This window comes from Psychrobacter nivimaris (assembly GCF_904846365.1).
GTDB lineage: Bacteria > Pseudomonadota > Gammaproteobacteria > Pseudomonadales > Moraxellaceae > Psychrobacter > Psychrobacter nivimaris_B.
The window spans coordinates 63515-83138 of the sequence record NZ_CAJHAL010000001.1 but is presented as its reverse complement, the minus strand read 5'-3'; the positions used below and the strand labels follow the sequence as shown (position 1 = coordinate 83138).

The following is a 19624-nucleotide window of genomic DNA, read 5'->3' as shown; positions in this document are numbered from 1 at the left end:
AGTTTGTAAATGAATACTAGTTTTCTTAGAGTCATAAATAAAAAACCCCGCATCATGACGATACGGGGTTTTATTTATTCAAAAACGTTTTGCTTAAGCTGCAACCAAGATTAGGTCAACTGAGCAACGTTAATCTTGTCTGCTTCTTCAGTATAGTCTTCCATACGGTCGAAGTTCATGTATTGATAGACTTCATCACCCATGCTGTTTAGCATACCAGCATACTGCTGATACTCATCGTTAGTCGGCAATTTACCAAGTACCGCTGCGACTGCTGCAAGCTCTGCAGAAGCTAGGTATACGTTAGCGCCTTGACCTAGACGGTTCGGGAAGTTACGAGTTGAGGTCGATACCGCAGTAGATTTTGGTGCGATACGTGCTTGGTTACCCATACATAGTGAACAACCTGGCATTTCAGTTCGAGCGCCGGCTTGTGCATAGATGTTGTAGTAACCTTCTTCCATCAACTGACGTGCATCCATCTTAGTAGGTGGTGCAATCCATAGACGAGTTTTCAGGCTACCTGCTGGTACGTCTTGTAGCAATTTACCAGCGGCACGGAAGTGACCGATGTTAGTCATACATGAACCAATGAATACTTCATCAATGGTGTCACCAGCCACGTCTGCTAGCGTTTTTGCATCATCTGGATCGTTCGGGCAGCAAAGGATAGGCTCTTTGATTTCGCTCATATCGATAGTGATGTCGATCGCGTATTCAGCATCGTCGTCAGCACGCATGAGGCTTGGGTTAGCCAACCACTCTTGCATTTGCTCAACACGGCGGCTGATCGTACGTGCATCGCCATAGCCTTCTGAAATCATCCACTTAAGCAGCGTGATGTTTGAGTTTAGGTACTCAGTCACTGACGCTTCAGACAAAGTGATGGTACAACCAGCAGCACTACGCTCAGCTGAGGCATCAGATAATTCAAACGCTTGCTCAGCGGTCAAATCTTCTAGACCTTCGATTTCAAGAATACGGCCGTTGAACTCGTTGATTTTACCTTTCTTATCAACCGTCAGGTAACCTTCTTTGATCGCTTGATAAGGAATCGCATGTACTAGGTCACGTAGGGTGATACCCGCTTGACGCTCACCAACAAAACGAACACGAACAGATTCAGGCATATCAAGTGGCATTACACCAGTTGCCGCTGCGAAAGCAACTAGACCAGAACCCGCTGGGAACGAGATACCCATTGGGAAACGAGTATGCGAGTCACCACCAGTACCAACGGTATCTGGAAGTAGCATACGGTTCAACCATGAGTGAATGATACCATCACCTGGACGTAAGCTGACGCCGCCACGGTTCATGATAAAGTCAGGTAGTGTGTGCTGAGTTTCAACGTCAACTGGCTTTGGATAAGCAGCAGTATGACAGAATGACTGCATCACTAGGTCTGCTTGGAAACCCAAACATGCCAAGTCTTTTAGCTCATCACGCGTCATCGGACCAGTCGTATCCTGAGAACCGACAGTCGTCATCTTAGGCTCACAGTACATACCTGGACGTACGCCTGTCAGGCCACAAGCTTTACCAACCATTTTCTGGGCAAGCGTAAAGCCTTTACCAGTATCAGCTGGCTCTTCTGGCTTAGCAAAGATGTCTGAATGACCAAGACCCATGTATTCACGAGCACGGTTAGTCAAACCACGACCAACGATTAATGGAATACGGCCGCCAGCACGAACTTCATCAAGCAATGTTGGTGAGTTTAGTGAGAACGTTGATAGTACTTCGTCAGAGTCATGCTTAGTGATTTTGCCTTCGTACGGATAGATGTCAAACACATCACCCATGTTTAGGTTATCAACGGCAACTTTTTCGATTGGCAATGCGCCAGAATCTTCCATCGTGTTGAAGAAGATAGGAGCGATATTGTTACCAAGTACGAGACCGCCGCCACGTTTGTTTGGCACGTTAGGGATATCTTCACCCATCAACCACAATACTGAGTTGGTTGCAGACTTACGGCTAGAACCAGTACCAACAACATCACCAACATAGGCTAGCGGATGGCCTTTTTCTTTAAGCGCTTCGATTTGCTTCATTGGGCCAACAACGCCCTCTTCGTCAGCATTGATGCCGTCGCGAGAGTTTTTGTGCATGGCTAATGAATGCAATGGGATATCAGGACGGCTCCATGCGTCTTGCGCAGGTGACAAGTCATCCGTGTTGGTTTCGCCAGTGACTTTGAACGTCGTGTAAGTGGTTTTCTTTGGTACTTCAGCACGGTTCAAGAACCATTCTGCGTCAGCCCAAGACTGAATCACTTCTTTAGCAATAGTATTGCCAGCTTCTGCTTTTTCAGTCACGTCATTGAACGCGTCAAATACTAGCAAAGTTTTCTTTAATGCTTCAGCAGCGTCTTGTGCAACTTCGCTATCATCTAGTGCAGCAACTAGTGGCTGAACGTTGTAGCCACCTTGCATAGTGCCTAGAATTTCAACCGCTTTTTGCTTGCTGATAAGTGGTGATGATGTTTCACCCTTTAAGATAGCAGCCAAAAATGCCGCTTTAACGTATGCTGCTTGGTCAACACCAGCAGGGATACGGTTTTCTAATAGGTTCATCAAGAACGCATCTTCGCCTGCAGGCGGGTTCTTTAATAATTCAACCAACTCTACTACTTGTTTTTCATTTAGTGGTAGGGGTACAGTTCCTAGCTCAGCACGTTCTTCGACATGTTTACGATAAGCTTCTAACACAATAGTCGTCCTCGTCAGTTGGGGTGTAGCACATTACGTGGGTAGTCAGCATGACTGCCTGCGTCTATATACTATATGAAATAATTATCCGTGCAATCATAGCTTAAAACGCTTTAAATGTTAATGGCTCAGCCCTGAAAAGGCGCATTGTAAGGCCATATTGAACATTTATTATAAAAATAGTGCCATCAATAATATGATTGTAGCGCTCATTATAACTGGCATTTGCCTGATTACGCTTATCAATAAGCGCTTGCTTTATGACTGAGCAGGCACCATATGACTGATATACAATTTTGTAAGAAACAACTTCGATAGAATTCAGCTTAAAGAAATGTAGCAACTTAGATTTATTAATAGTCGATTGATTAGTAGTCGATTTGGTAAAAACATTTTGGTAAAAATATTAAGGACGACGATATGACTGATAGCAATACGGACAACAATCCTAACTATGATAATGGTCTCAAGGTACGCACTGAGGTGATGGGTGAGCAGCATGTCAAACGCTCGCTTGATGCGGCCACAGGATTTACCCAACCGCTGCAAGACTGGATTATTGAACACGCTTGGGGCAGCACTTGGCAAGATGACTCAGTATTACCACGCAAGTATCGCTCATTAATCACTATTGCCTTTTTAATTGCTCAAAAAAGCCCAAATGAGTTGAAAGGTCATATACGCGGTGCCATTAACAACGGGGCCAGTGTCGCCGAGATTAGAGAAGTGCTCATGCACAGCTTGCCGTACTGCGGTGCACCTGCTACTCAAGAAGCGTTTCGCGCTGCCATAGATATACTGAATGAGTTGGAAATCGATATAGATATTTAAAACTATGGTCGTCCGAGCAATCATAGTAATCTTAACAATATTGTTTAAAAATTGACGACCAAATTTCTGCTATAATATCTGCACTCATAAAACATTCTGATAATTCCATAAACCCTTATAATATAAAGGGTTAAGAGATAACTCCATTATGACAACTGCCGTACAAACACATGTACCTGCTGCTAAGGCCAAACCAAAAAAAGCCATCCAAGGCGAAAAGCTGCGTGGCTATGACAAAGTTGCCCGTATCCCAATTAAGGTGATCCCGACTGTCGAGGCAAAGAAAAAGCCTGATTGGATTCGGGTAAAAATGTCCTCGCCTGCTGAAGTCGCTCGTATCAAAGCAACCTTGCGTGAGCAAAAGCTTTATACCGTCTGTGAAGAAGCAGCCTGCCCTAACCTGCCACAGTGCTTCGCTGATGGTACAGCCACCTTTATGATCATGGGTGATATCTGTACGCGTCGCTGCCCGTTCTGTGATGTAGGTCATGGTCGTCCTAATGAGCTAGACAAGGATGAGCCGCGTCATACCGCTGAGACCATTCAAGGTCTACAGCTTAAGTATGCCGTAATCACCTCTGTCGATCGCGATGATCTAAAAGACGGCGGTGCGGGACATTTTGTAGAAGTGCTAAACGAGTCAAGAGCACTTAGCCCAAACTGCTTGATTGAAATCCTAGTACCAGATTTCCGTGGTCGTATGGATATTGCATTGGATTTATTGACAGAGACTGCACCAGATGTGTTTAACCACAACATCGAAACGGTGCCACGTCTATACAAAGCATTCCGTCCAGGTTCTGATTATCAGCATTCGCTAGATTTGCTTAAGATTTATAAAGAGCGTCGTCCTGATATCGCCACCAAGTGCGGCTTTATGGTTGGTCTTGGTGAGACAGAAGAAGAGATCTATGCGCTACTTGATGATCTAAAAGCGCATGACGTGGATATGATCACGATTGGTCAGTATCTACAGCCTAGCAAAAACCACGCCCCTGTTGATCGTTATGTCCATCCAGATGAGTTCCAACGCTATATGGACTACGGCAAAAAAATCGGCTTCTTTAGCATTTGGGCAGGCCCAATGGTACGCTCAAGCTACTTTGCCGATCGTCAGTACTATGGCGAAGATTGCCCAGCACCTATCCGTAGCAAAAAAGCATTAGAAGCTGAAGGCAAACTTGGCTGCTAATTTAGTAATAAAGTGATGTGAAAGTAGTTGCGAACAGCAGTCGCTAAAACATTTCTTAAGAATATTAAAAAGGGTGAATAACAAATTTGTTATTCACCCTTTTTTTGAACTTTGTTAGACTTACGAATGATTAAACCCAATGCTTTACACGGTTAAAGTAGGCGTTGGCTTTCCAGCTGTTTTTATATTGAATACAGCAATACCGAGGACAATAATACCACCTGCGATACCAGTCGTAATCTCAGGATAAATCAATAGCAAAGCACCAATAGCTAAGATGACACGAGTCACCGTATTCATACTGCCTCTAAAGTACCCTTCAAGTGCTGAGCTCAGCGCAATAACACCCGTCACCGAAGTCACTACCACTGTAATGATATCTAAAATAGGTGGCAGCGGGAAATCTTTTGCCGTGACTGCCAGGCCAGTTGGATCTATCATCAACATCGTTGGATTATAGATAAACATAAACGGCACGATGAATCCCGCGAGAGCAAGCTTGAGGGACAAGAACCCTGTTTTCATCGGATCACCACCGGATATACCTGCACCCGCAAAGGCTGCAAGACACACAGGCGGTGTAATATTGGCAAAGATACCAAAATAAAAAACAAACATGTGCGCTGACAAGATTGGAATATCAAAACCGGCCAATGCTGGCGCAGCCATCGTCGCCGTAATGATATAGGCAGGAATAGATGGCAGTCCCATGCCCAAAACCATAGATGCTAACATCGTTAAGATAAGCGTAAAGAATAGTGATCCTGCGCCTAGCGTGACGATAGAGGACGTCATTACCGTACCAAAACTGGTCAGACTCACAACCCCAATGATAATACCAACGACCGCACAAGCAGCCATGACCGCTAATGACTGGCGCGCACCATCTTCTAATGCACCCAAAATATCAGAAAAGCTCATGCGAGTTTCGGCACGTAGCATACTGATCACAACGGTAAAGCCAATGGTATAAGCTGCTGCATATCCCACAGGTACGTTTCTGATCAATAAGAAAATCAAAAAGACAATGGGCAATAGCATGTGACCGCGGGCTTTTAATACTTCTTTTACCGCTGGTAAATTTTCTTTAGCAATACCTTTTAGATCTCGACGTCCAGCACGGAAATGCACCTGCGCAATGACGCCTAAATAGTATAATATCGCTGGCAATAATGCTGCTAAGGCAATCGTGCTATACGGCAAGCCTGTTGTCTCAGCCATAATGAAAGCACTAGCACCCATAATCGGAGGCAAAATCTGTCCACCAACCGAGGCACTGGCTTCAACTGCACCTGCGAAATCTTTGTGATAGCCGACCTTCTTCATTAACGGAATAGTAAAGGCACCCGTACTAACCACATTTGATAAAGCTGAGCCATTGATACTGCCCATAAAGCCACTAGAGATGACTGCTACTTTTGCAGGTCCGCCCTTTTTATGACCAGCGATGGCCAATGCCAAATCATTAAATAACTGCCCCATTCCTGAACGTGCTAAGAACGCACCAAACAGAATGAATAAGAAGATAAAGGTGACCGATGCACCAATCGCAACAGAGTATAGACCTTCCGTTTTTAAGAATAATTGACCAAAGATATCACCCATATCATAAGGGCGAGTCAAAAGCCTGTCAGGCATAAAATCTAAATGACTAACAAATGGATAGGCCAAAAATATGCCGGCCAAGATTGGTAAAATCCAACCAGTGATACGGCGACTGCCTTCTAGTACGCAGACTACCGTAATTAAGGAAAATATCACATCGACCTGATTGGCCATACCGCCACGCGAGGTGACAATATCTTGATACTCATAGATGAGATAGCCCATACCGGATAGAGACAGAGCAAACCAAATCCAGTCATACCATGCCACACTTTTTCGGCTACTTTTTTTGCTAGCAGGAAATATCAAAAATATTAAGGCAAAACCAACACCCACGTGTACAGAGCGCTGTAACAGTGCTGGCATTGGATTAAAAGTGATATATAAATGAAACAGTGAATAGAGTATACAAATGCCAGCAATAAAATACTTTACTGGTCCTTGAGTGATATGACGCGTGATTGACTCTCGGTCATATTTTTCCAATACTGCTCGGTTGACCGCATCCGCCTCAGCATCGTTATCAACTTGAGCATCTGGCATGGTAGTCACACTACCTTGATCCGTCACTTGGGAGTTCATGACAAAAGTCCTTTTTAAATCTATCAATTAAATCATACGTCTTAGGCATGATCACCACTTCAGAATAGTCTGACACCCACTGGTGAATCAAGAAACGATGACCACCATAATCCATTTCACCTTTGGTCAGTCTGGATACGACCCAATTAAGGCGAGGCAATTTTTCGTTGATTTGATAACCCAGATAGCCAGGCTTTTGTATAGGAGCGAGCATTTCGGTGGAGGGCGTCCCTGCACCGAACGCTTCAAAATAGGTCGTGGTCAGTAACAGCTCCGCACCTTCTGTACTGCTGCCGTCTATGCGTTGATACTGCTCTTCCCACCACTGTTTTTCTACAGAATGTATCCAATGTAGCTGAAAGTCAGGCTCAGTGAAGTAACAAACCTTATCATCAGCACCGTCTACGCCTGCGACTCGCACTTCAACGACAAACTGAAGCGTAGAGCCTAACCATAGCGTAAAAAAAACCAGCGCTGCAATAAATGCCGCGCCAGTTGATAACCATAATGAATTACTTGGCTGCTTGTTCGTCATAGTACTTTTTAGCTCCAGGATGGATTGGGGCTACCATGCCATCACGAGCGGTTTCTAGACTGATATCATTGGCCGCTTGGTGAGCTGTTTTTAGACCATCTAAATTATCAAACAATGCTTTTGTTAGTTTATAACCATCCGCTTCAGAGAGGTCAGAGCTAACTAGTAATGCATTCATGATCGCTGCAGTTGGTACAGCTGTTTCGTTGCCATAAGTGCCAGCAGGAATCTCAAAGGTTTTGAAGTAAGGCTTGGTCGCAATGATTTCTTTTAGCTTGTCTTGGTTGATAGTGACAATCTGTAAATCTAAGCCTTGCTCTAGCTCCATCAAAGATGAGTTTGGTAGGCCACTACTAAAGAATGCCGCTTCAATCTTACCTGCTTTCATACCATCAGCAGCTTCAGCAAAGCCTAGATAATCAACGGTGACATCATCATATGTGATACCAAACCCTTCTAGTAAAGTACGAGCATTGACTTCAGTACCAGAACCTTGATCGCCTACAGCAATGCGCTTGCCTCGCAAATCTTCAATATTTTTGATACCAGATTTTTTCGAGGTCACGATTTGCACCACATTAGGGTACAAAACAGCAATCTGCTGAATGTTAGTGATTGGCTGCTCAAAGTTGTTTTTACCTTCGACAGCATCCGTCACCACGTCACTCAGTGCCAAGACCATGTCGACCTTGCCTTGAGTCAATAGATTGACGTTTTCAACTGATGCGCCAGTGGTTTGAGTTTTTGAGTTTACGCCAAAGGTTTTGACATAGACTTCAGACAATGAAGTACCAATGATGTTGTAAGGGCCAGACGCGCCGCCAGTAGCGATGGTCAAAAACTTAGTATCAAGCTTATCTACTGCAGTATCTGTTGCCGCACTATCTGCAGATGCAGTATCACTGCCCTCTGAGCTTGGAGATGAGCATGCAGTTAGACCTAAGGCAGCACTCAACATAGCTGACAAAAGTAATGGGGATTTTAAAGAATTAAGCATTGAATTCATCCTTGAAGTAATCGGTTTTATACGTTTAACAATATCCGTATTTATACATAAATACGTTACAGACGAGTAATAATATAGCAATTCTGTCAATAAATAAACCTTAGCTTACTTTCTCTTTTTCTTTCAATACCTTATATTTAAAGCTATTAGAGAAAATATAGGTCATTCATCAATTGTACTAATATATATATGTATGTTTTGCTATGCGAAACAAAGTTTCATTTAATAAATATTAAAACAAAAATTGTCGCTATTGTAAACCTTTATCGATATCTGAAAAATATTGTCATATCGCATTATTTCTTAGGAATCTTTAGATATAGCAAATTAATGAGAATTCTCTATTTATAACTATCTCAATTTATAACTATAAGGACAAAAGTTCTGCTATATTTTATCTGAGCTATTTTTTGGTTCAGGATGTTACATGGCACTAGTCTGTGTCTCTCTTTTATTAACCCATTCGGATAGTCCTTATGACAATACCCCACACGGAAGTACTGGCAACGTTATCTGCTGATATTGCTATCATCGGTGGCAGCGGTCTCTACCAAATGTCATCGCTGACCAACAAACGCAGTGTGACGATACAGACGCCTTATGGCAGTCCATCTGATGATATTGTCTTAGGTGAGCTTGAGGGAGTGACAGTCGCATTTCTAACACGGCATGGTCAGGGCCACAGACTGACCCCGTCTGAAGTGCCCTATCGTGCCAATATTTATGCACTAAAAACGCTTGGGGTACGCTATATCGTATCCGTATCAGCTGTTGGCTCATTGCAAGCGCATCTTAAGCCATTAGATATGGTCGTGCCTGATCAAATGATTGATATGACCAAGCAGCGAGTGAGTACGTTCTTCGGTGAAGGTGCCGTCGCCCATGTGTCGATGGCAGACCCACTATGCCCTGCCCTAGCAAACATCTTGACGCGCGCTTATGACAAAGCGGATATTACAGAAGGCACTAGTCACCCACAGGCGACTTATGTCTGTATCGAAGGGCCTCAATTCTCAACTCGGGCAGAGTCAGAATGGTATCGTCAGATGCAGGCAGATGTTATTGGCATGACCAATATGCCAGAAGCCAAATTGGCACGTGAAGCCAGTATTGCTTATGCCACGTTAGCTCTGGTGACAGACTTCGACTGTTGGCATCCAACGGAAGAAGCCGTCAGTGCCGACTATGCGATAAAGAACCTAATGAAAAATGCGGACAATGCTCAAAAAGTGATACAGAAAGCCGTGGCTTTGATTGCCGCTGAACTGCCTGATTCAATCGCTCACAATGCCCTCGCACAAGCGCTAGTCACACCTATAGATGCGATGGACGAGCATACCAAGATTAGACTGGCCGCCTTGCTAGCGTAATCTTGATATTTACTCTCCATCTTAAACTGACTACTTCTAATCGGTTTAGTCTTAATCTGACTTCAATCAAGTCAAAAAAGGCCATTAACTAAAATAATGGCCTTTTCTATAATTTAGCATGTATATTCGAAATTTATACTAGGGCGTGTCTTCAATTCATCTTACAATGAACGATAGTACACGCCAGATAAAGCATTGACTTAAAATTACGCGCTAACTTCTCATAGCGAGTGGCGATACTACGAAAGTGTTTAAGCCTTGCAAACATATTTTCAACAAGATGACGCAGCTTGTACAAATAGCTATCAAACTCTGGATTAGGCTGTTTGGCGTTCTTCCTTTTAGGAACGACAGGTATCATATTATGGCTGCGAGCTTTGTCTCTGATACACTCTGAGTCATAGCCTTTATCAGCGATAAAGTAATCTGCCTGTCCAATCATCTCAATCAATTCACCTGCAATTTGACTGTCGTGGACGTCACACCCAGTGATTTTAAAATGGAGCGGATATCCATCGGCATCACAGGATAGGTGTATCTTTGTAGTTGCTCCGCCACGGCTTTGTCCAATTGCTCGCTCTTCACCACGCCGAGCTCCACTTGCATGCTGATGACAGCGAACATAGCTTCCGTCTGTGAATACCCATTCCGTATCAACTTCTTTTCGTAAGCCAAAAAAAAATCCGCCCATAAGCCAGTTTTCGACCAGCGGTTGAAACGACTATAGGCTGTTTTCCACGAACATAATTCTTCAGGTATGTCACGCCAAGGCGCCCCTGTGCGTAGTTTCCACAGTATGGCTTCCATGATCTCTCGGCTGTTTTGAGTTTGATAGCAGCCGTACTTTATCATCGTCGATTGCAATTGATCCCAAAGCGTATCTGTTAATGCTTTTCTTGCCATAACTTGTATTTCTCGCATCGACTCAATAGATGCGGTATTGTAACTATTATTTAGGGCTTATCCAATTGAAGACACGCCCTAAATACATCACTTTGATATCAGCAACAACCGCCCAAGCCAGTTGCCAGCACCATAGGTTGAGTAAATGGCATTAACTCACCGCAACCTGCAAAAATACCGTAGTGACGACTGTAATCACCGATAAACTCAAAATGCGGCGCAAAGCGTGATTCTTGCAGCATGCGAAACGTATTGCCACATACTGGGAATACCCGACCAGCTTCGATAGCATGATGTTTATCTAAATCAAACCGATGCGGGGACTGCTCGATAGTTCCTTTATATATCACCGCTTGTCCGTGATCTTCGCAAGCATCCTCAAGCGAGTCGATTTTAAATAAGCGGTAAGTTGCAGAGAAAAACTGGATATCACCAATTTTGGCCGCCAAAGCAGGATCTGTAATCTCAAGCGGACGATCCTCGACCAAACGTACGTCTAAAAACCCTGCATCTCGTGACAAACGGGTAAAATCTTTCCAGTACAATGCGCCGCTGAAACACTCTCCATATAAGACTGGGTCATCGATCAGATGTTGCGGGATACGGCGATCAGCATAGACATCAGAAAAATAAAACTCTCCACCAGGTTTCAGTAAGCGCTGCACACTGGCCATGACCGCAGCTTTATCTGGTGATAGATTGATAACACAATTTGAGACGATAATATCAAAGCTATTAGCCTCAAGGTCTAGTTCATCTAGTTTCTCGATATAGCCATGTAAAAAAGTCACATTGTCATAACCAAAATTCTCGACATGATAAGCTTGGTGCTGTTTGGCAACGGCTAGCTGCTCATCGGTCATATCAACACCGACTACGTGGCCACTCTCGCCAACTAATTGTGCTAGTGCATAGACATCTCGGCCTGAACCACTGCCCAAATCTAAAATTCGGCAGCCTTCAAGCAGCGCTGGACACACCAGACCACAGCCGTAATAACGACTCAATACTTCATCGTGAATATTTGCGAGTAAGGGCTTGAGCCACTCAGGCATATTGCTAATATCACAACAAGCCGAGGTCTTTAAATCATCGGTACTCTGTAACTCTTTCCCATAGTAATTTTGCACGACGTCATGCATAACAATATCCTTATTGAATGTGCCATCCAGTTAAAAGTATTAGGGTCTGTTGAACATTCAAATATTAGAGCTGCTGGTTGCTAAAATTGCACCAAACTAGGCGCAAACCGACGATAATGTCGAGACCTTAACTAGGATTGCAACAACGTTTGGGGTGATTTTAGCATCAGCTTTTCAGGGCAGTACTCTTTTTTGCCAATATATGGCGAAATTGTTTAACCTAGAATGACTAGGCGTCAAAAATTTCACTGCATATTGTCTAAAAAATGGTGACTGCCAGCACCACATTTGAATGTTCAACAGATCCTAGTAAATCATCTTAGAATATACAGCTACGTTAGTGAGTTTGTTGATCTAGTTATCAATTATCCGTTATAGCTATCAGTCGTTATCGACTTTGACATTGAGTTGAGAATCTAGCCAGCCTGACGGTAAATGCACTAGATCTTTAGGCTCATCAATATCGTGCAAAGGATCAAATAGTGCAAGTGTCCAACCTAGTGCCGCTATGCGCTGCTTGGTAACAGCAGCAACACTAGCCGTACTCCAAACAATGTCCGAAAACAGGCTTTCATTAACTTGTCTAAACCCTAGCAGTACATAACCACCATCAGTCGCTGGAATCATGATCGCATCGTGTTGATTTAGCTGCTGTATCGCTGTCTGAATACGTACTGTCGTAAGACTAGGACAGTCCGTACCAATTAACACAACCTTGTCAAAACGTTGCAATACGCGCTGACTGGCTATCAACATACGCAAACCCAAATCACCATCAGCCTGCGCAGACCAACGCAATGAGTCAGGCAAATCAAATGTTTGCCAGCATGGATCTGTTGGTGCTGGACTCATACATAACTCAACGGAAAATCCCGTATCAATAGCCTGCTCAATACTATGCAGTAATAGTTGCCTCGCCATACGTGCAGCACCATCTACCCCTAACGCTGGCTGCAAACGAGTCTTTGCCTTATTAGGCGCTGGATATTTTGCAAACAGAAGGATGCAGATATCTTGCTGTTTTGCAGATGAATCAGCTGTCACTATAACGGTCTCTCAATTGGTCAAATGTACAAGGACAAACTCTTTCTTCTTTTGTCTATCATGTTGATAAACCAAATAACTTCACTAATTATAGTAGCGTTGCTTTAAGACGCTAGGCGATACGCCTCGCCAATAATCAAAGCGCAACTGCCACATCAAAAAAATCGTCCGCCATGTACCATGCTGCTGCCAACGCCGCGCTGAGGTCGTGACTTTAGTTTTTAGACAAGCTGGTCGAGCAATTTTCTTTAGCCGTTTACACAGTTCGATATCTTCCATCAGTGGCTGATCAGGATAGCCATGCATTCGCCCAAACAAAGACTTTTTGATAAAAATTGCTTGATCGCCAGTGGCTATACCCATTAAGCGCGAGCGTTGATTTATCATGAACCCGACGATTTTTAACAATGGCTCATGACTATCTAAACGGACATCAAAACGTCCCCAATCGTACTGAGCTATTGCCTGCTGAACGCTATCTATCGCGTCAGCAGGCAGCTCGGTATCGGCATGTAAAAATAGCAACATATCACCTGTTGCCAACATAGCGCCCGCATTCATCTGCTGTGCACGCCCTACCGTAGATTCGATAATATGCCAGTCGATAGCTGATTGAGCAATCTCTGTACTTTTGAGCATCTCTTTAGCGACAGTAACCGAATCATCTACTGAACCACCATCAACCAATATCACTTGTTGCGGTGTTGGATTGAGACGGATAATATGAGCCACAAGCTTAGTCAAGTTATCCGCTTCATTTAATATCGGAATGATGATGGAGAGTTTCAATGAATATACCGTCACGTTAATCAGCAATTAAGATTAAAAACTGGCTTATTTTTTATTCAAATTCCAGTTGTAGTCGGTATAGATTATTTTTATCTTGCCTTGTTTGATATCCGCTGTCTGAGCTTTGCTCAATCCTAATGACGAGCTATAACGACCTAGAAACCCTGCCAAATCTTTTGTACTGCGCCAGTTGGTTGCAAAATCTTCTTTATACCATTTAAAAATTGGTGACACTCTTAGCGTATCGCCTTTGAGACTGTTGCGGCTACTGTCTGCTAAAAACTTAGACGTTGCCTGCTCTAATTGACTGTCTAAACGCTTGCCGGTAAAGGCATCATCTTGCAATGCAGGGCAACCAATACTGGCACAATTGACCGCAAAGTGAATGCGCGGATCGTTGTAACGTTTAGAACCACGAATGAGGTTGTGCTCGATATCATCAAGTGAGCGCGTCTTACCAAGTACCGAAACAAAATCTTGCTTCCATGGTGACCCAAACAGTCCGCCGATATCTTTGATAGATTTGACGTTTGGATATTTCGTCAATACCAAATCAACCGTACCAGCGTTATAAACGTTGATTAAAAATGCCAACTGCTCGTTTTTACTCCAACGATTAAACTCTGATTGAGATACCTTGCTCGTCGCTTCCAGATAGCTTGTCAGCTTACTTTGATCTGCTTTCATGCCAGCATAATTGACCACTGAAGCTTTGCCACCATTGGTCATGGTCACATGCTTATTTAGTAAGCTATCCCAGCTCTGATGGTTGAAGTCAGCATGAGCAGCCACGCTTGCTAATAAAATAGTCGTGGCAATCACTGGTTGGGCGAAAAAAGTCTTCGCTGAAAAGTTAAATACTGACATAGGACTTACTCCGTTTACACTGATTGTTTTTTATCTAAATTTTTATGTATGCTAAAAGCACCTATGTTTAAAGTACTTAGGCTTAAAGCATCTATGTTTAAAGTGCTTATATTGAAAGTGCTTACATTAGAATAGCTAAGGCGTGTCTACTAGCACTGGCTCTACCGTCTCTTCTTCTAACGCGCCGCCACAACTACTGCCCTGTCCTGCTGTACAACCATAGCAGTGGTCAGCAATGGCAATATCATCACCAGAAGGGTTTTGCGTTAACAAATCACTTAGGTGTCGCCGTGACTTGTTGGGGACAGGTATCTCTAACTGCTGATTGAAATCACAATCAAACAGCTCACCCAACCAATTGACACTAATGGTCGAACGGCACATGACCTCGGCCAAATTGGCAGCCATATAATTAGCTTTGAGCAAATCCATATACGGATGGAACTGGTCTTTTGCCAATAGCACCGCACCAAAACGCTGAATCGGCATATTTGTTAGAGCAAATAAATGGTTAAACTCAATATCAAAGTGCGCCTTTAACTCCCGCTTATAGTCGGCTTCAAGCTGTTGTTGATTGGGCGGTAGCGTCGCGCCTTGCGGATTGAAAACCAAGTTTAATGTCAAATCTGAATCAGGCTTGCCGTACCCCAAGCTGTTGAGCTTCTGCAATCCTAATATACTGTCGTCAAACGCGCCTTTACCGCGCTGCTTATCTACATTTTCTAGGGAATAGCAAGGCAAAGAAGCCACCACTTCCACTTGATTGTCTGCTAAAAACTGCGCCATATCCTCATAACCCTCTTCCATCAGAATGGTCAGATTACAGCGGTCTATTACTTTGACACCTAATGCCCGAGCGGCCGTGACCAAATACTTAAAATCCTCATGCATTTCAGGCGCACCGCCCGTCAAATCAAGCGTATCGATGTTTTGTGCTTGCAATACCTCTGGTATCAGCTCAACCAACTCACGTGACATCATTTCAGTACGATAAGGGCTTGCAGCCACATGACAGTGCACACAGGACATATTGCATAAGTAGCCCATATTGACTTGTAATATCGTCAATTGACGTCGTTTTATCGCTGGAAAATCAGTATGCTCAAGTAACTCGATAGTTGATTTCATGGTGGTCTAAAATCCTGTTAGCAGTACAACTAAAAAAGGATAGCAACGTGACATTAAAGATTAGAAAACACAGATAGCGCATTGCTTTTACTGTTTATTTATAAGATTTACAACGTAAAACCTGATTGCTCACTTTACGGTTTATCTAATCAATCATACCTGATTATCAATAAGCATTGACAACTAATCATATGGATTTTATGGTTTATTCTAAATGAGCATTAACCTTCGTTAGTTCTTATCAGCTTCGTCAATTCTTATTAACTTCGATAAAACGCTTATCGATATACTTCTTGAGATGCCATACCCAGCGGCCTTGTAGGTTTACATTACCCCAACTACCAATGGCGTATTTGTCACCGCAAGACAGCAGATATAGCGTGCGTGATTTTGGCTGATAACTCCTCATTACGTTGTCACCCAGATAGGCCAATAGATTATCGGCTTCGACAGCACCACCATGCACCGAGTGAACCCCCGAGTGCGCCACGTATTTATCGATTCGTGTCGCTACATCACCAACCGCAAACACATTAGAATGAGAGACGCTCTGTTGCTTATCGTTTACCGCGACAAACCCATCACCTTCTATATCCAAATCCGTAGAAGCGGTCCATGCCGACCCTATGACGCCAGTCGCAGCGATGACAGCATTGATGGACAATGATTTATGCGTAGTTGATAATTTACCGTCACGATAATCGCTCGCTCGTTCTCGAACTATCGTAATGTCATGACGATGTAACTGCTGAACAACCCGTTGTCGAAAGCCTGAGTTAAACCCTGACAATAGATTCTCACCGCATACTAATGTCACCTGATGATTACGATTGATGTTCCGTAGCGCGACTTGGGCTGCCATCACCAATTCTATGGCCGCAGCACCTGCTCCGATAATAGCCAATTGATACTTTTCAGACTGCTGAGCGGCCTTTAGAATCCGCTGCCATTGAGTGATAAATGTTGATAATGGTCGTATGGCAATCACGTTAGTATTAGCAGCGCCAGTATTGTTATCGTCATTATCGCTTCTGTACTCGTTGTAGCTATTGTGGTCAGGTTGCCAACGCATGTCTGTATCTGCGCCCGTATTTAAAGACAAGACATCATAGTCAAAATCCGTTTGTGCATCGCCAGTCGTAACCACCTTGTTTGACGCTGCGTTTACTTTTACAAGCGACTGCTGAATGAATCTCACACCTGCTCGCACACAAAGCGATTTGATATCGATACTGATATCATGCAGCTGATAATGCCCTGCCATCCAACCCGGTAACATGCCAGAATAGATGGTTTGCGGTTGCTCACTAATTAAATGAATATCTGCCTCTATCGTGTCGGCATCCTTTAAACGCGCGGCGCTAAGTCGGCGCAACATACCAATGTGAGCATGACCTGCGCCTGCCAATAGTAGTATCTTTTTCGGTAAAAATTTTGTCATAGATGATTTTATCAAAGCGGTTGGCGGTTGGTTGCTGTTAGTGTTTGATGGGATGTTGATTGATATAAATGACTTTAAAAACTCATTTAAAAGTATCATATAAATAAGACCAGTCTGTTGCGGGCGAACAGTAAGAGCGTAAATGGCTTATATGTGGTTTATACGGATTCAGCGATAGTCACTGCGTCAACCGTTATTAGTAGAACGATATTTTGTATAACTGAATTAAAATCATAAAATAAGATGAAATTATTTATCATCGCCCAGTACAATAGGACAGTATAAGAGCCGCATGATAAATTGCGCTGCTTGACCCATTATTTGAGAAACATCATCAAAACCGTTAATGAAAATTATAAGTAATCAAGGAACATTACATGAGTACCAATATCGATACCAGTAACGATCACATTTTGTCTTCTGACAATATTCACTACTTGCACCATGATTTTTTTGAACCAAATAGCAAAGACGTCGAGATTAGCGCGACTTTACTGATTGTGCATGGCATGGCAGAGCACAGCGGTCGCTATAGTGATTTTGCACAGTTTTTGGCAGATAATGGTATCGCTGTGGCGACTTATGACCATTTGGGTCATGGACAGACTATCAAGACTGAGGCCGATCTTGGGTTTTTCGGTGAAGAGCATCCAGTACAGTCACTTTTGAAAGACGTGATTGTGATGGCCGATAGCCTAAAAGAGCGTCATCCAGACGTCCCGCATTTTGTGATGGGTCACTCGATGGGCTCATTTATCGTGCGCAATGTACTCAAGCATCATGCGCATAATTTCACAGGCGCCATTCTAATGGGTTCCGCAGACGCCAACCCACTGGCTAAGGTTTTATTACCTATTAACAAGCTACTGGCCAGAGTCGCCCCACGACAACCGAATACAGTTTTTGCCAAGGTGATGAACAAAGTCCTTAACAGCCAACTATCTGATCGCAATTCTTCCTCACAGTTTGCGTGGCTCAGTGAAAATACCGCAAACATTGAAGCCTATGAAGCCGATCCTAAGACTGGTTTTGACTTTACCAATAATGGCTTTATGACATTGTTTACGCTCATGGATACTGGACTAAATAAAAATTGGGCTACCACTATTGCCAAAAACTTCCCGATGCTGTTTATCAGCGGTGAAGATGATCCGATTGGTGAAATGGGTCGCGGTATACGTAGGGTTGTCACGCGTCTGGACAAGCGTCATTTCAGTCATGTCGATATTCAGCTGTATCCTAATATGCGTCATGAAGTGCTGCACGAAAAGGATAAGCAGACCGTTTATCAAGATATTTTAGAGTGGATAGAGACCAACACGACAGACGATTAAATCATGATCAATGAGTTGTTTTGAGTGAATACCTGGAAACAACTCATTCAATATTGTCACAATAAGACCCTCAACGCGTTTGCTAAAAGTGGTCAAATTAGCGACAATACGGCAAGCAAGTTTTTGGACCAAGCCACCCCTTGAGTTTTCTTTAGGCTGGGTCATATAAGCCTTTAACCATAACATTAAGATCACCCTCCCTTTCATTCATTTTAGGAACCTTTATGTCATTACAACAAACCATCGAACAAGCATTTGAAAATCGCAACGAATACAGCCCAGCCAATATGCCACAAGACGTGCGTGATGCTATCAATCAAGTACTTGAGCAACTAGACAACGGTAGCCTGCGCGTAGCAGAAAAGAAAGATGGTGAATGGGTTGTCAATCAGTGGGCCAAAAAAGCCGTATTATTGTCTTTCCGTCTAAACGACAACTACGTCCAAGCTGCTGGCGAACACGTACAGTTCTATGACAAAGTACCGACTAAATTTGCTAATTGGACTGAAGCACAGTTTAAAGAAGCAGGCGTACGCGTTGTACCCCCAGCTGTCGCTCGTAAAGGTTCATTCATCGCAGCAGGCGCAGTATTGATGCCGTCATACGTCAACATCGGTGCCTATGTCGATCAAGGCGCGATGGTTGATACGTGGGCGACTGTTGGTTCATGTGCTCAAATCGGTAAAAACGTGCATCTATCAGGCGGCGTTGGCATCGGCGGCGTATTAGAGCCATTGCAAGCAAACCCTACTATCATCGAAGACAACTGCTTCATCGGTGCACGCTCTGAAATCGTTGAAGGCGTTATCGTTGAAGAAGGCGCTGTCATCTCTATGGGTGTCTATATCGGTCAATCGACGCGCATCTATGATCGCGAAACTGGCGAGATTCATCGTGGTCGTGTACCAGCAGGTTCTGTTGTTGTACCAGGTAGCTTACCGTCAGAAGATGGCACGCACAGCTTGTACGCCGCTATCATCGTGAAAAAAGTTGACGCGCAAACTCGTGCAAAAACATCAGTAAACGAGCTATTACGCCTAGCCTAAATATTTGGTAAGTACCGTTGTTTATTGAATAATATTGTTTTATATGAAGATGCTGGAGTATGACTCCAGCATCTTTTTTGCAGCTTAATATAACG

17 protein-coding genes are annotated in these 19624 nt (G+C 43.5%); 5 read left to right on the top strand and 12 right to left on the bottom strand.

What is annotated here, in order from left to right:
- Positions 1-110: 110 nt before the first annotated feature.
- Entirely contained in the window at positions 111-2714 is a 2604-nt protein-coding gene (gene acnB / locus JMX63_RS00370; RefSeq protein WP_057760857.1) for a bifunctional aconitate hydratase 2/2-methylisocitrate dehydratase, read from the bottom strand.
- Between the two features lie 420 nt (positions 2715-3134).
- Between acnB and JMX63_RS00365 the strand changes: the two genes are divergently transcribed.
- Both JMX63_RS00365 and lipA read left to right on the top strand, forming a co-directional pair.
- The gene (locus JMX63_RS00365; protein ID WP_057760859.1) at positions 3135-3545 is read left to right on the top strand and encodes a carboxymuconolactone decarboxylase family protein; all 411 of its coding nucleotides are present in this window, start codon (positions 3135-3137) and stop codon (positions 3543-3545) included.
- Between the two features lie 148 nt (positions 3546-3693).
- On the top strand, positions 3694-4737 hold the full coding sequence (gene lipA, locus JMX63_RS00360) for a lipoyl synthase (protein WP_057760861.1): 1044 nt from the start codon (positions 3694-3696) through the stop codon (positions 4735-4737).
- A gap of 144 nt (positions 4738-4881) precedes the next feature.
- Here lipA and JMX63_RS00355 read toward each other — a convergent pair whose 3' ends face one another.
- The 3 genes from JMX63_RS00355 to JMX63_RS00345 are packed head-to-tail and all read right to left on the bottom strand — an operon-like array spanning position 4882 to position 8456.
- Entirely contained in the window at positions 4882-6885 is a 2004-nt protein-coding gene (locus JMX63_RS00355) for a TRAP transporter permease (protein WP_201570228.1), read from the bottom strand.
- Between the two features lie 10 nt (positions 6886-6895).
- The gene (locus JMX63_RS00350) at positions 6896-7459 is read right to left on the bottom strand and encodes a DUF1850 domain-containing protein (RefSeq protein ID WP_201569906.1); all 564 of its coding nucleotides are present in this window, start codon (positions 7457-7459) and stop codon (positions 6896-6898) included.
- The gene (locus JMX63_RS00345) at positions 7437-8456 is read right to left on the bottom strand and encodes a TAXI family TRAP transporter solute-binding subunit (protein ID WP_201569904.1); all 1020 of its coding nucleotides are present in this window, start codon (positions 8454-8456) and stop codon (positions 7437-7439) included. Before JMX63_RS00345 ends, JMX63_RS00350 begins: the two co-directional genes overlap by 23 nt.
- Before the next feature lie 485 nt (positions 8457-8941).
- Here JMX63_RS00345 and mtnP point away from each other — a divergent pair, with 485 nt between their 5' ends.
- Complete coding sequence (gene mtnP, locus JMX63_RS00340) at positions 8942-9835, top strand: S-methyl-5'-thioadenosine phosphorylase (RefSeq protein ID WP_201569896.1); 894 nt, start codon at positions 8942-8944, stop codon at positions 9833-9835.
- A 151-nt stretch (positions 9836-9986) separates the two neighbouring features.
- Here the strand turns inward: mtnP and JMX63_RS00335 are convergent.
- The 7 genes from JMX63_RS00335 to JMX63_RS00305 form a co-directional block, all read right to left on the bottom strand.
- Positions 9987-10738 (bottom strand): IS5 family transposase gene (locus JMX63_RS00335; RefSeq protein ID WP_201569849.1). Its coding sequence is split into 2 segments (ribosomal slippage): positions 9987-10531 and positions 10531-10738, totalling 753 coding nucleotides; the frame shifts between segments, so codons are not numbered across the junction.
- A 98-nt stretch (positions 10739-10836) separates the two neighbouring features.
- Positions 10837-11880, bottom strand: coding sequence for a methyltransferase domain-containing protein (locus JMX63_RS00330; protein ID WP_201569887.1), 1044 nt, complete (start codon positions 11878-11880; stop codon positions 10837-10839).
- A gap of 381 nt (positions 11881-12261) precedes the next feature.
- Positions 12262-12924: a TIGR04282 family arsenosugar biosynthesis glycosyltransferase gene (locus tag JMX63_RS00325; protein ID WP_227673187.1), complete on the bottom strand. Its 663-nt coding sequence runs from the start codon at positions 12922-12924 to the stop codon at positions 12262-12264.
- 84 nt (positions 12925-13008) lie between these two features.
- A complete protein-coding gene (locus JMX63_RS00320; protein WP_227673186.1) occupies positions 13009-13713 on the bottom strand; it encodes a TIGR04283 family arsenosugar biosynthesis glycosyltransferase in 705 nt (234 codons plus the stop codon).
- Between the two features lie 45 nt (positions 13714-13758).
- On the bottom strand, positions 13759-14580 hold the full coding sequence (locus JMX63_RS00315) for a DUF547 domain-containing protein (RefSeq protein WP_201569876.1): 822 nt from the start codon (positions 14578-14580) through the stop codon (positions 13759-13761).
- A gap of 135 nt (positions 14581-14715) precedes the next feature.
- On the bottom strand, positions 14716-15708 hold the full coding sequence (gene arsS, locus JMX63_RS00310; RefSeq protein WP_201569874.1) for an arsenosugar biosynthesis radical SAM (seleno)protein ArsS: 993 nt from the start codon (positions 15706-15708) through the stop codon (positions 14716-14718).
- Between the two features lie 250 nt (positions 15709-15958).
- Positions 15959-17149, bottom strand: coding sequence for an FAD-dependent oxidoreductase (locus JMX63_RS00305; RefSeq protein ID WP_201569863.1), 1191 nt, complete (start codon positions 17147-17149; stop codon positions 15959-15961).
- A 377-nt stretch (positions 17150-17526) separates the two neighbouring features.
- On the opposite strand from JMX63_RS00305, the gene JMX63_RS00300 reads away from it, so the two are divergent.
- Positions 17527-18483 (top strand): alpha/beta fold hydrolase, encoded by a 957-nt coding sequence (locus JMX63_RS00300; RefSeq protein ID WP_201569861.1) that lies wholly within the window; start codon positions 17527-17529, stop codon positions 18481-18483.
- Here JMX63_RS00300 and JMX63_RS00295 read toward each other — a convergent pair.
- Positions 18448-18648, bottom strand: a complete 201-nt coding sequence (locus JMX63_RS00295) for a hypothetical protein (RefSeq protein ID WP_201569859.1) — start codon at positions 18646-18648, stop codon at positions 18448-18450. The two genes, JMX63_RS00300 and JMX63_RS00295, sit on opposite strands and share 36 nt — an antisense overlap.
- Before the next feature lie 59 nt (positions 18649-18707).
- Here JMX63_RS00295 and dapD point away from each other — a divergent pair, with 59 nt between their 5' ends.
- Complete coding sequence (gene dapD, locus JMX63_RS00290; RefSeq protein ID WP_201569857.1) at positions 18708-19529, top strand: 2,3,4,5-tetrahydropyridine-2,6-dicarboxylate N-succinyltransferase; 822 nt, start codon at positions 18708-18710, stop codon at positions 19527-19529.
- The last annotated feature ends 95 nt before the right edge of the window (positions 19530-19624 follow it).

Excerpts from the sequence above, each read along its gene's own strand:
- JMX63_RS00365 (WP_057760859.1), top strand. The coding sequence starts at position 3,135 with ATGACTGATAGCAATACGGACAACAATCCTAACTATGATAATGGTCTC.
- lipA (WP_057760861.1), top strand. The coding sequence starts at position 3,694 with ATGACAACTGCCGTACAAACACATGTACCTGCTGCTAAGGCCAAACCA.
- JMX63_RS00355 (WP_201570228.1), bottom strand. The coding sequence starts at position 6,885 with ATGCCAGATGCTCAAGTTGATAACGATGCTGAGGCGGATGCGGTCAAC.
- JMX63_RS00350 (WP_201569906.1), bottom strand. The coding sequence starts at position 7,459 with ATGACGAACAAGCAGCCAAGTAATTCATTATGGTTATCAACTGGCGCG.
- JMX63_RS00345 (WP_201569904.1), bottom strand. The coding sequence starts at position 8,456 with ATGCTTAATTCTTTAAAATCCCCATTACTTTTGTCAGCTATGTTGAGT.
- mtnP (WP_201569896.1), top strand. The coding sequence starts at position 8,942 with ATGACAATACCCCACACGGAAGTACTGGCAACGTTATCTGCTGATATT.
- JMX63_RS00330 (WP_201569887.1), bottom strand. The coding sequence starts at position 11,880 with ATGCATGACGTCGTGCAAAATTACTATGGGAAAGAGTTACAGAGTACC.
- JMX63_RS00315 (WP_201569876.1), bottom strand. The coding sequence starts at position 14,580 with ATGTCAGTATTTAACTTTTCAGCGAAGACTTTTTTCGCCCAACCAGTG.
- arsS (WP_201569874.1), bottom strand. The coding sequence starts at position 15,708 with ATGAAATCAACTATCGAGTTACTTGAGCATACTGATTTTCCAGCGATA.
- JMX63_RS00305 (WP_201569863.1), bottom strand. The coding sequence starts at position 17,149 with ATGACAAAATTTTTACCGAAAAAGATACTACTATTGGCAGGCGCAGGT.
- JMX63_RS00300 (WP_201569861.1), top strand. The coding sequence starts at position 17,527 with ATGAGTACCAATATCGATACCAGTAACGATCACATTTTGTCTTCTGAC.
- JMX63_RS00295 (WP_201569859.1), bottom strand. The coding sequence starts at position 18,648 with ATGACCCAGCCTAAAGAAAACTCAAGGGGTGGCTTGGTCCAAAAACTT.
- dapD (WP_201569857.1), top strand. The coding sequence starts at position 18,708 with ATGTCATTACAACAAACCATCGAACAAGCATTTGAAAATCGCAACGAA.